The 12,385-nt window shown below is 53.3% G+C and carries 9 protein-coding genes; 1 reads left to right on the forward strand and 8 read right to left on the reverse strand.

Annotated elements, in window-relative coordinates; genetic code table 11:
* From tldD to AEST_RS12835, 8 genes are read right to left on the reverse strand one after another with little or no spacing between them, the layout of a single operon-like run.
* Entirely contained in the window at positions 1 to 1,440 is a 1,440-nt protein-coding gene (gene tldD / locus AEST_RS12800; RefSeq protein ID WP_008609555.1) for a metalloprotease TldD, read from the reverse strand.
* Entirely contained in the window at positions 1,437 to 2,303 is an 867-nt protein-coding gene (locus AEST_RS12805; protein ID WP_008609556.1) for a carbon-nitrogen hydrolase family protein, read from the reverse strand. Before AEST_RS12805 ends, tldD begins: the two co-directional genes overlap by 4 nt.
* Positions 2,278 to 6,126: a YhdP family protein gene (locus AEST_RS12810; protein WP_008609557.1), complete on the reverse strand. Its 3,849-nt coding sequence runs from the start codon at positions 6,124 to 6,126 to the stop codon at positions 2,278 to 2,280. The genes AEST_RS12805 and AEST_RS12810 overlap by 26 nt, the downstream gene beginning before the upstream one ends.
* On the reverse strand, positions 6,126 to 7,592 hold the full coding sequence (rng, locus tag AEST_RS12815; RefSeq protein ID WP_008609558.1) for a ribonuclease G: 1,467 nt from the start codon (positions 7,590 to 7,592) through the stop codon (positions 6,126 to 6,128). Before rng ends, AEST_RS12810 begins: the two co-directional genes overlap by 1 nt.
* Complete coding sequence (locus AEST_RS12820; RefSeq protein WP_008609559.1) at positions 7,589 to 8,161, reverse strand: Maf family protein; 573 nt, start codon at positions 8,159 to 8,161, stop codon at positions 7,589 to 7,591. The genes rng and AEST_RS12820 overlap by 4 nt, the downstream gene beginning before the upstream one ends.
* Positions 8,161 to 8,643 carry a rod shape-determining protein MreD gene (mreD, locus tag AEST_RS12825; protein ID WP_008609560.1) on the reverse strand — a complete coding sequence of 161 codons (483 nt, stop codon included), beginning with the start codon at positions 8,641 to 8,643 and terminating at the stop codon, positions 8,161 to 8,163. Before mreD ends, AEST_RS12820 begins: the two co-directional genes overlap by 1 nt.
* The gene (mreC, locus tag AEST_RS12830; RefSeq protein WP_008609561.1) at positions 8,643 to 9,500 is read right to left on the reverse strand and encodes a rod shape-determining protein MreC; all 858 of its coding nucleotides are present in this window, start codon (positions 9,498 to 9,500) and stop codon (positions 8,643 to 8,645) included. The genes mreD and mreC overlap by 1 nt, the downstream gene beginning before the upstream one ends.
* Positions 9,501 to 9,527: 27 nt before the next feature.
* Positions 9,528 to 10,571 (reverse strand): rod shape-determining protein, encoded by a 1,044-nt coding sequence (locus tag AEST_RS12835; RefSeq protein WP_008609563.1) that lies wholly within the window; start codon positions 10,569 to 10,571, stop codon positions 9,528 to 9,530.
* Positions 10,572 to 10,879: 308 nt separating this feature from the next.
* On the opposite strand from AEST_RS12835, the gene AEST_RS12840 reads away from it, so the two are divergent.
* Positions 10,880 to 11,803, forward strand: a complete 924-nt coding sequence (locus AEST_RS12840; protein WP_008609564.1) for a 1-aminocyclopropane-1-carboxylate deaminase/D-cysteine desulfhydrase — start codon at positions 10,880 to 10,882, stop codon at positions 11,801 to 11,803.
* Positions 11,804 to 12,385 lie beyond the last annotated feature (582 nt).

Here is a 12,385-nt window from a genome sequence, read left to right on the forward strand (position 1 = left end):
TTACTGGGTACCACCCACCGTCATGGCATCCAGCTTAAGGGTGGGCTGACCCACGCCAACCGGCACGCTCTGACCTTGCTTGCCACAGACGCCAACACCGCTGTCCAGTTTCATATCATTGCCGACCATCGACACCTGCTGCATTGCCTCAGGGCCATTGCCAATTAAGGTAGCCCCTTTGATCGGCGCCGTGATCTTGCCGTCTTCAATCAGATAGGCTTCAGAAGCCGAGAACACAAACTTACCGGAGGTAATATCGACCTGGCCGCCACCAAAGTTCGGCGCATAGATGCCTTTTTTAACACTGGCAATAATCTCTTCCGGCGCATAGTCACCGGCCAGCATATAGGTATTGGTCATCCGCGGCATCGGCAGATGCGCAAAGGACTCACGGCGGCCATTACCGGTAGGGGCTACCCCCATCAGCATCGCATTATGTTTATCCTGAATGTAACCTTTGAGTACACCCTTTTCGATCAGCACATTGTAGGCGCTGGGGGTGCCTTCATCATCAATATTCAAGGAGCCACGACGGCCACTCAGGGTGCCATCGTCGACGATAGTACAGTGTTTCGACGCCACCTGCTGACCGATCCGACCACTAAAGGTAGATGAGCCTTTGCGGTTAAAGTCGCCTTCCAACCCGTGTCCGACAGCTTCATGCAGTAATACGCCTGGCCAACCGGCTCCCAGCACCACCGGCATGGTACCGGCCGGGGCATCAATAGCGGTCAGATTCACCTGCGCCATCCGCACCGCATCACGCGCATAGTGCTGCCAGCGTGGCTGACCATCGACATCGGCACTGAAGTACTGATAATCGGTGCGGGCGCCGCCACCGGCACTACCGCGCTCACGCCGGCCGTCCTGTACCAGTAACACTGAGCAATTTAAGCGTACCAAAGGCCGGATATCGGTAGCGAAGGTGCCATCACTGGCTGCTACCAGCACTTCTTCGTACACGCCGGTTAAGCTGACCATGACTTGCTCTGCCCGGCTGTCCAGGCTGCGGATATAGGCTTCAATCTGATGCAACAGCGCAACCTTTTCCGTATTGCTCAGGCTTTGTAATGGCTCACACGGCAGATAAATCTTGCTGTTACCACTTTTACTAAAGGCTTTTACACTGCCCTGCTGGCCCTGTGCCGCTATGCCACGGGCTGCGCCGGCGGCCTGCATCAAGGCATCGCGGTTAATGCTATCGGCGTAGGCAAAACCGGTTTTTTCACCGCTGATCGCCCGTACCCCAACGCCACGCTCAATATTAAAGGAGCCGTCTTTAACCAGGCCATCTTCCAGCACCCAGGATTCATGCACGCTGGACTGAAAATATAAATCGGCATAGTCGAGCTGATGCGCAAACAAAAAGCCCAGCGTCTGCTCCAGATCGCGGGCGCTTAGCTCAGAGGCTTGGATCAGGTTTTGTTCTACTGCATTCATGGTTTCAGCTCACTGTTAAAACGGTTATGAAGTTTTACCGGCATTTTCTGCGCCAGTTGCTGACAGTCGGTTAAATCGACCTCAACACTGATCGCACCGACCTCGCTGCCGGCATCGGCCAACACCTGACCCCAAGGGTCGATAATCAGGCTATGGCCATAGGTTTCCCGGCCATTGGCATGCACGCCGGTTTGACCGGGAGCAATGACAAAACATTGGTTCTCAATGGCTCTGGCCCGCAGCAAGGTATGCCAGTGTGCAGCGCCGGTCGGCCGGGTAAAGGCCGAGGGTACCGCCAGCACATTCATCCCCAGCGCCGCCAGTTGCTGCGCCAGACCGGCAAAGCGCACATCATAGCATATCGTCATGCCGAGTTTCAGGCTGCCCTGCTGGCTTAAGGTGACTTTATTCCCCGGCATGGTGCCGGCGGATTCGCGATAACTGCCGGTACTGTCGGCAACCGCCACATCAAACAGATGTAATTTCTGATAGTCGGCCAGTAAGCGGCCATCCGGCCCGAATAACAGGCTACTGGCATAAAAGCGCTGCGGATCCGGACTGGCGGTAGGCATGCTACCGGCCAGCAGATACAGTTGATGCGCCTTGGCCAGTGCTGCAGCTTGCTGTTGCAAAAGCCCTTCACCCAGAGGGGCCTGAAACTGCCGCTGCAGCTGTTCGCCCCCACCAAATACCGCAAAGCACTCAGGCAGTACCACCAGATGCTGTTGCGCTTTAGGCAAGGTCGCGAGTAACGCGGCAACCTGAGCAAAATTGCTGGCAGGATCGGGCAGGCTGTTTAACTGCAGCGCGGATAAGCGCCAGCGGCTGTCGTTAGGCTCAGAGTAAGGGCTGGCGGCTATCATCTTGACGATTCTCAGGTTGGGCAATCCGCACCGGTACCGGAACTTCCGTACTATGGCGGTTGACTTCGGTCACCACCGGCTTGTCAAAGCTACCGGTCACGGTAAAGTTAATACGGGAGATCACTTCGGCCGACTGAAACACTTCATCCAGTGCCAGTGCCGCCAGTCCGGTGGCCGGATTGACCATCCAGGCAATAATCACCGGCAAACTGGAGGTGACTTTCGGCGAGAACGACACCTGATAATCTATCTGCCGCTTCACCAGATCGGCGTAGCCCTGCAGCTGCATATTGCCGGGCACACCATCGATCAGAAAATCACTGGTTTGTGCCACACCCTGATCCAGACTCAGGTTACCGGTCATCCGGTTATAGAAAAAGCCTTTGGCGAACACATCGCGAAAATCCAGCCGCAGTTTACGCAGTAGCGAGTTTAAGCTAAAAATTGAGAATAAGCGGGCGCCCTGATCACTGACTTCGGTTAGCGAACCTTCGCCGAGGGCAAATTTCACCTGCCCCTGTAAGCTTTTTAACCGGAACTGCTGTGGAGCCCCCTGCCAGCCAAGCTGAAACTCCAGCTCACTGCGGCTGCCGCTGATGGCAGTAGTCAGCTCATACTCGGTGAGTAAGGCGCCAAGATTCGGGCTGCTGAAATTACCGCTAAACTGACTGCGTCCCAGGTCTGCATCGGGTTGCCAGTCGCCCTGTAAGACAAAGCGATTGCCTTTATAATCTGAGGTCAGTTCGGTTAACTGCCAGCTTTGGCCAGTGCCAGCGGCCTGAAGCGCCACCTTACCAAAACGATAAGGTCCGACCGAGCAGTCATTACAACTCAGTCGCAGCGGGACCATCTCCGTCAACCAGGACTGGGCAGCCAGCTCGGCTTCGGGCTCGGCCATAGCCACCGCGGTTTCCTGCTCTGTCGCAGCTTTATCCGCTAAAGGTAAGTGCAGGTAGTCGAGCTGTACCTGGATGCCGTCTGTCTGCCAGGCATGAGAAAATTGCCAGCGGCTGGCCAGCTCAGCTCCATTTAACTGCAACTGCCAGCCTTTGCTGTCGTTTGTTAAGTCAAATACCGTATTAGTCAGTGCCAGTTGCTGTGGTAATTGCACTGTTGCAATCCGCCCCCGCACCCGCTGCAATGGCGGCAGTAGCGAGGACTCGCTGCGGCTACTTAGCATGGGTTGCAACAATTCAAACCAGGGCACCAACTCGGCCTGTGCCAGTGTGACTTCAATACTAAAGTCCGGCTGACTTAAACTGGCTTTGCTATCACCCAGTACCAGTTGCGCCCGTTCGAAGCGACCGGTCTGATGGCTAAGTTGCGCCTGAAAATCCAATAACTGCGGGTAATTGAGCGCCAGATAACTTTGTTCAGCATTACCATTGGCCAGTAGATAGAGTTTACCAGCCTGCCCCAATGGCTTCTGATAGGGTACCGGCAAGGCTAAGGCCATCAGACCAAGATCGGCCTCCAGTGAGGCCTGATAACTGAATCCCTGCTCAGGCAATACCAAGGCCAGTTGCAACTGCCAATCGGCAGCCCCACGCAACAGTTCGCTTTGCTCTAATGCTAACAGGGTATTTAAGCTTGCCGCCGGCGCCTGACCTTGCCAGTTCATCGCCAGCTGATAGCCATCGGCTGCCATAGCTCCGTTAAAACTGGCCTGCACCGGTAGGCCCAGATAATCAAATGTCAGCCCTTCTCCCCGTAACTGTTCATTACGAAAATGTACCCGGCCATTGAGCGCATTTAACTGCATGGCAGGCGCTTGTATATTCGCCTGCACCGCTTGTAACTCGGCGACGCCACTGGCCACCACGCTTGGTTCCGTCAGGCTGATTTCCAACAAGAGTTCACCGCGCACCGGGCCGGCTAACCCTAAATGCTGCAGGGTCTTACCAAGGCTGTCATGCAACGACGACTCCAGCATTAATTCGGTTAAAGCGCTGCTATCCAGTTCCGTATCAAGCCGGATATCGAGTTGTTCAGCATGCCGTAGATCCGGGATATGCGCCGTTACCGGGTCGGTAAGCGGTAATAAGCCGAGATAACCTTGCTGGCCCTCGATTAGCATAGCGGCATTATCGAACCAGAGTTCAGCCTGCAGTTCGGTTAGCGCCGGCCAGTCGGCCGCAAAACGGAAGGTACTGTCGCTAATACCGGCATAAACCTGGAAATGACCATCAGCGGCACTAAACGGATAGTCGGCAAAGGCGCCGTGCCAGAGCACTGTGGCCTGCTGCACCTGCCCAGCCTCAATAGCACTGCTTAGATAATCGCGGGTGCGCGCCGGCATATAGCGCTGCGGATAGTATTGCTGAGCCTTAGCCGCATCCAGACCCGTTAATTGTGCCAGCAGTGACAGCTCTGGTTGCTCGGCCAGCAGCAAGCTGGCCTGGGCAGCAAATTGGAAATCTGCCATCTGCAGCTGCAGCATAGGGACCTGTATGCGCCAGCCTGAGGTGGTCTGCCGGGCCAGCAATTGCAGCTGTAATTGGTCGTAGTCCCAATTGTCATTAAACAAACCGTCCCAGGTCAATTGTTGCTGCTCACCGCTAATCCCGATCCAGATTTGTTCTGCGGTCGCTGCCAGCCGGACATCTAACGCCTGCACCCCGGGAATATCGGCCACAGCGCGGCTACTCAGCTGTTCAATCAGGCCTGTCAGTTGCCATTGTTCGCGGTTAAAGCGGCTTTGCAATTTACGCAAGTAGCCCGTTGGCTGATGCGCCAGGATGGCCTGTAATAGCTGATGGTCCTCTGCCAATAACTGGGCGAGAGGTTCCAGTGCCGCTAACGGAAAATCTTGCAGCGTAGCCAGATAGTCCGCACCATCACGGCTTAGCTGCAGTTGTAAGCCAGGCCAGCTGTCATCCAGATCTGCCAGAGTCAGTGCCGTTGATAACAATTGCCAGCCACCATCGACGGGTGTCCAGAGCAACTGCCCGGGTCCCAGCCTGACACTATGTTGCTGACCGGCTCTCTGCCAATGCAGACTGTTATCTGCTAATTCCAGTTGCAGTCGGCTAAACTGGCCAGCACTGATATCAGCCCAGGCCCTAAAGTTAACAGTCGCTTTTTGTAGGCGGCTACTCTGCGGAATATATTGAGCAAACCAGGGCAGCACATCCAGATCAGCGCTTTCGAGGTAAAGCTGGCCTTGCGCCTGCTGCAGATCTGCCCCCTGGAAGTCGAGGATAAAGTTGATGGTATTCGACGTGACCCCTACTATCGCGAGTTCACCGCGGCCCTGATGCCGATCACCAGCATTACGCCAGTCCAGATGCCGGATTTGCAGGATCTGCGCGGGATGTTCACTACTTACCAGCACCAATTCGCTGTCAGATAATGAGAATGCCTTGAGCTGCCTGAAAAATAGCTGCTCCAACGCCGGCAATGTCAGGTCAGGCCCGGAGCCGGCATTAGGTAACGCAAACAGCTTATCAGCATCCAGCTCATAACGGGCGCCGGTAAGCTCGAAACGTTCAGCCGTTAATTTAAGACTGAGTAAGGTTTTCCAAAAATCCAGCTGAATCGAGGTTTGCTTAATACTGAGCGGCTGAGCCTCAGCATGTTGGATCCTAAGCTCCTGCAACAGCAAAGCCGGCCCGGTGCCACGCCAACCGGCCGACAGCTGGCCGATCGAGACCGTAGCACCCAGTTGCTGACTGAGTACCTGCTCGAACTGTTGTTTGTAGCTGTCGGCATAGGGTAGCGTTAAACGCAACACCGATACCACTGTTGCCAGTAATACCAGGCAGAGCGCCAGTACCACCCACAGCTTATGCAAACAGTAAAAGCACAGCGGTTTAATTTGCACTACATCATTACCACGTCGAACTGCTCCTGGGTGTACATAGGTTCAGTTTGAATACTAATTTGTTTACCAATAAATACCTGTAACTCTGCCAGACTGTGAAACTCGTCGGTAGTCAGCGCATCTCTGACAATCGGCGACACATAGACCACAAATTTATCTGCTGAGTAAGCCCGGTTAACCCGTACAATTTCGCGTAAAATTTCAAAACAGACGGTTTCTACGGTTTTTAACGAACCACGGCCCTTACATACTGGACACTCAGAACAGAGAATATGTTCCAGACTTTCGCGGGTTCTTTTACGGGTCATCTCCACCAGCCCCAGCGCGGAGAAGCCATGGATATTGGTTTTCGCCCTGTCCCTGGCGAGTGCCAGCTCCAGGCTATGAAACACCCTGCGCTTGTGCTCCTCGTTCTGCATATCGATAAAATCGATAATAATAATCCCGCCGAGGTTGCGCAGCCTTAGCTGCCGCGCGATGGCCTGAGTAGCCTCGGTATTGGTATTGAAGATGGTCTCGTCCAGATTACGGTGGCCGACAAAGGCTCCGGTATTAACGTCGATGGTAGTCATCGCCTCGGTCTGATCAATCATCAGATAGCCACCGCTTTTCAGCGGCACCTTGCGCTCCAGTGCGCGCTGAATTTCATTCTCGACGTCAAACAAATCAAAAATCGGCCGCTCTCCGGGATAGTATTCCAGCAGCGGAATAATTTGCGGCATAAACTCTTCGCAAAAGGCCGTCAGTTGCTGAAAGGTAAGTTTTGAATCAACCCGCACCCGCTCCAGCTCAGTACCCACAAAGTCACGCAGAATACGATAGCTCAGGCTAAGATCTTCATAGACAACGCCTTCTTTGCGGGTGTTTTTCTTGCGCTTTAATACTTTGCTCCAGAGCTTTTTCAGGAATTTGGCATCCTGGATCAGTTCGTCTTCAGCGGCCCCTTCCGCGGCCGTGCGTACGATAAAGCCGCCGGTATCATCAACACACTTGCCAACGATCTCTTTCAGGCGCTGCCGCTCCGACTCAGACTCCAATCGCTGCGATACGCCGACATGGGCACTGTCGGGCATAAATACCAGATGACGTGACGGCAAGGTAATGTCGGTGGTTAGGCGTGCGCCCTTGGTCCCCAGCGGATCCTTCACCACCTGTACCAGCAAATACTGTCCTTCCCGCACCAGTACCCGGATATCCTTACTGACCGCCGGTTTGGCATCCAGTTCGCCCACTTCATTGTGCTGGACGATATCTGAGGCATGCAGGAAGGCCGCTTTATCCAGCCCAATATCGACAAAGGCAGCCTGCATTCCAGGTAATACCCGGCTGACTTTACCGACATAAATATTGCCTACTAAGCCACGCCGGGCTTGCCGCTCGATATGCAGCTCCTGCAGTACCCCGTTCTCAATTAACGCAACCCGTGTTTCAGTTGGGGTGACGTTAATTAATAACTCTGCACTCATGCTGACCTCCGCAATTGTTGTATCAGGCGCTCGGTTTCACAAAGTGGCAATCCAACAACACCGGTGTAACTGCCATGGATTTTCTCGACAAAGCGCGCGGCCAGTCCCTGAATACCATAACCACCGGCTTTATCTGCCGGTTCACCGCTCTGCCAGTAAGCCTCCAGCTCAGTATCGCTAAGCGGTCTTAACCAGACTTCGGTACTACTCAGTGCCTGTAATTGTTGCCCGGCACTGACAATGGCCACAGCGGTAAGTACCTGATGGCTGCGGCCACTCAGTTGCCGCAGCATTTGCATAAAGTGGTCTTTAGATTCAGGCTTGCCCAGAATTTGCTTATCTAAGATCACGCTGGTATCAGCACCCAAGACCGGTAACTGCCAGTTCAGTTTATTGGCACCCGCCTGGGCCTTTTGCAGTGCCAGCCGGCTGACGTAACTTGCCGGCTCCTCGCCCGTTAACACTGATTCATCAATCTCAGCACTGACCAGAGTGAAGTTGACAGGCAGTTGCGCCAACAATTCGCGGCGTCTGGGTGAAGCAGAGGCTAGAGCAATATCGGGATACATTATTGGATCTTCAGTTGACGACGGTAGCGACGTAACAGCCAGAATAACCAGGGCCAGGCTAGCATACCGGTTAACACGGGCCACAGGTAACCGGGCCGGAAATTTACCCCGGTCAGGAAATGACTTAACCAGAATAACAGTAGCTGATACAGCGCCAGAAACATCGCGACCAGCAGTGCTTGCTGTAGCATCGAAAAGTTACGGATTTTCAGGTAATTTGCCGCGACGATAAAGCTGACAACCGAAAACGCCAGCGCATTCACGCCAAGTACGGTGCCGACCAGAATGTCTGTTAAAAAACCGACCACAAAGGCGGTACCAATACTGACTCTGCGCGGTAACGCCAGGGTCCAATAAATGATCACTAATAACGCCCAATCCGGGCGGAATAATGTCATCTGATAAGGCAGCGGAATAATGGTCAGCAACAGCGCAGCCAGTAAACTCAAATAGATATATCCTAAACCTTGTGCCGGACGCATCAGGGTTGCTCCTCCGCTTGTCGTACTGCTTCAACCTGAGATCCCGGAGACAGAATCAACACATGCTTAATCCGATCCAGCTTGGCGTAAGGCCGCGCCTGCACACTGATAAACGGCTGGCTATCATCCCGACTAACACTGACCACCTCGGCCACCGGATAACCCTCCGGAAAGCGGCCATCCAGGCCCGAAGTTAGTAAACGATCACCTTCGCGGATATCGGTACTTAGCGGTAAATGAATCAACCGCAGCTGATCCCACTGCCCAATGCCCGCAGCAATAGTGCGGATCCCGGTGCGCTCTGCACGTAGCGAGATAGCATGAGTGTTATCTGAGATCAGGATGGCGCGGCTGCTGGTTGGGGTAACGCTGATAATCTGCCCGACGACGCCTTTATCATCAATCAGCGGATAGTGGACGGCAACACCGTCATTACTGCCTTTATTCAGTACCACCTGGTGCGAAAACGGATGGCTGTAAACGGCCAGCACCTCAGCAATCAAACGCTGACCTTCCACCACTGGCGCCGATCCGAGTAACGCCCGCAACTTATTATTTTCCAGCTGCAGAAAATTCAATAACTGCAGTTGGGCATCTAATTGCAACAGCCGGGCTTTTAGTGCGGCATTTTCCTGCAGTAATTGTTGCTGTGACATCAGTTGCTCTGAGGCAGTGGTGATCACACTTTCCGGTAAACTGGCGGCGTAAAAAAGTGGGCTGACCGCTGAGGTCAGATAACTGCGAAGTTGGGTGGCACTATCCGTGTAACGGTCGACGAACATCAGCCCGATACTGCAGGCTACCGCTAAAACTAAACGCAGCCCGAGTGCCGGGCCGCGTGCAAAAAAATCATTCATGTAAGTCTCAGAAAGTGAGAAACCTCTTTACTCGTAGCTGAACACATCACCACCGTGCATGTCGATCATTTCTAGTGCCTTACCACCACCGCGGGCCACACAGGTTAAAGGATCATCAGCAACCACCACCGGAATGCCGGTTTCTTCCATTAACAAGCGGTCTAAATCACGTAGCAGTGCACCACCACCGGTTAATACCATACCACGCTCAGAAATATCTGATGCCAGCTCAGGCGGTGATTGCTCCAGCGCCACCATAACTGCACTGACGATACCCGCCAGCGGCTCTTGCAACGCTTCCAGGATCTCATTGCTGGTCATGGTAAAGCTGCGTGGCACCCCTTCCGCCAGGTTACGGCCACGAACTTCAATCTCCAACACATCATCACTTGGGTAGGCAGAGCCAATCTCAGTTTTAATGCGCTCAGCAGTGGCTTCACCGATCAAGATGCCATAGTTACGACGGATATAGTTAACAATCGCATCATCAAACTTATCACCACCAATCCGCACTAAGGAGGAATACACCACACCGTTCAACGAGATAATGGCAACCTCTGTGGTACCACCACCGATATCCACCACCATAGAGCCTGTTGCTTCCGATACTGGCAAGCCGGCACCGATAGCGGCAGCCATTGGCTCATCAATCAGATACACTTCGCGGGCACCTGCACCCTGGGCTGATTCACGGATCGCACGGCGCTCTACCTGAGTAGAACCACAAGGTACACAGACCAGTACCCGTGGGCTTGGCCGTAAGAAACTGTTACTGTGCGCCTGACGGATAAAATGTTGTAACATTTTTTCGGTAACGTAGAAGTCAGCGATAACACCGTCTTTCATCGGCCGGATCGCTTTGATATTGCCAGGAGTACGACCCAGCATCCGCTTAGCGGCATGGCCAACGGCAGCGACACTTTTCGGTCCACCCGCTCTTTCCTGACGGATTGCGACAACAGAGGGTTCGTTTAATACGATCCCCTGGTCTTTAACGTAAATCAGTGTATTAGCTGTACCAAGGTCGATGGACAGATCGTTGGAAAAAATACCGCGCAATTTATTAAACATGGGGAAGGTGGATCCTTTTAACGACATCCGGCTACACCGGCCTGAGCGCTGGCAGCAGGAAAAATTTTATACGAAATTATGGCTATTCTAAGTAAGTCTCCGCCAAGAAAATAGCTTTTTGTCAGTTTTTTACCAAATATACGCAAACAACTTCAAGATGCGGGTTATACAGCTTGCCTCGATGTAAAAAACTGTCAGGTTGCAAACTGACAGCCCGCATCATACCGGCCGTCGCTATTTCATTTTTTTCCGCTCACCGCTGTTGTAGATCGTTATAATAACGCCGGTTTTCCTCTGAGCGATCTTGTATGGCGTCCTTACCGACAGCGACTTACCACTGGCAACGCCTGCCTATTCCAATGGGGCAGGATAACACACCTCAACTGTGGATCTGTACCTTGCAGGCACCAGTTGCAGAAGTTGCCGGGAATAAGTGGCTGAAGCTACACTCCGCCATCCAACAACGCAAACCCGGACAAGGCATGCTCAGCTTCGGTGGTGCCTTCTCCAACCATCTTGTCGCTTTGGCAGCTGCCGGCCAGCACTACCACTTTTCTACTATAGGACTGGTCAGAACCGAGCAACTCGACACGCATAATCCAACTTTAAGGCGCTGTCGGGAACTCGGCATGCAGCTGATTGCCCTCGATCGGATAAGCTATAGACAACAGCAACTACCAGAGTTCCTTGCCCGGCTAAAAATAACCTATCCGGATTATTTGATTCTGCCAGAAGGTGGCAGTGACCTTGCCGGGGCGGCAGGTGTGGCGCAGTTACCGCTATTACAAACCCCCGACGGCGACGCCGATCTGTTGTGCTGTGCTACCGCCAGTGGCGGCACCCTGGCAGGTTTAATCCAGCGCTACCCCGAAGTACGCTGCTTGGGTTTGCCAGTGGTCAAAGACGCATCTTTAGCAGATCGTATTAAGCAGTGTTTACCGCCGACATCGTCTTATCAGAATTGGCAACTGGCCGAGGCAAATTCGGCCTATGGCAAGGTTAACGCTGAGTTAGTAGCGTTCTGTTGTCAGCTAAAACTACACTATCAGCTTACTACTGAACCTATCTATACCGGTAAGGCACTACAGCTATTAAGCCAACTGCTGCAAACGGGTTCTTTAAGCGGCGTAAAGCGTATTGCCTTTTTCCATACCGGCGGCTTGCAGGGTTTGCACGGACTTTACTACCGGCGCTTACTCACTGAAGCACAGTACCGGCTGTTGTTAAGCTGAACGCAGTGATTGAGATGGTTGCGATGGCTCGCTGTGATAAGTCTTTGGTGGCGTTTGGCTTAATCTTTTCTATCGCTATCGCAGAATGACTCCGGTACGACGGGCGTACCGGAGTCTGGGTATCGTGTACTCGTTTAGTTTGGCTCTTCGTGCAGGGGGCGTTTAGTCACAGTGCGGTGTGTCATTGATGGCACGGATATCGCTCGCTGTGATAAGTCTGTTTTGTCTTCTCGCTTTATCTCTTCTATTACTATCGCAGAATGACTCCGGTACGGCGGGCGTACCGGAGTCTGAGTGTGGTGTACTCGTTTAGTTTGGCGCTTCGTGCAGGGGGCGTTTAGTCACAGTGCGGTGTGTCATTGATGGCACGGATATCGCTCGCTGTGATAAGTCTGTTTTGTCTTCTCGCTTTATCTCTTCTATTACCATCGCAGAATGACTCCGGTACGGCGGGCGTACCGGAGTCTGAGTATCGTGTCATCTTCTAGTTTGGCGCTTCGTACAGAAGATGTGTAATCGAAGTGCGATGTAGCATGGCGACAACTTCGTCAGGAACGAAGTTGGACTGCCGCAGGCAGGTCC

The organism is Alishewanella aestuarii B11, from assembly GCF_000280055.1.
Taxonomy (GTDB): domain Bacteria; phylum Pseudomonadota; class Gammaproteobacteria; order Enterobacterales; family Alteromonadaceae; genus Alishewanella; species Alishewanella aestuarii.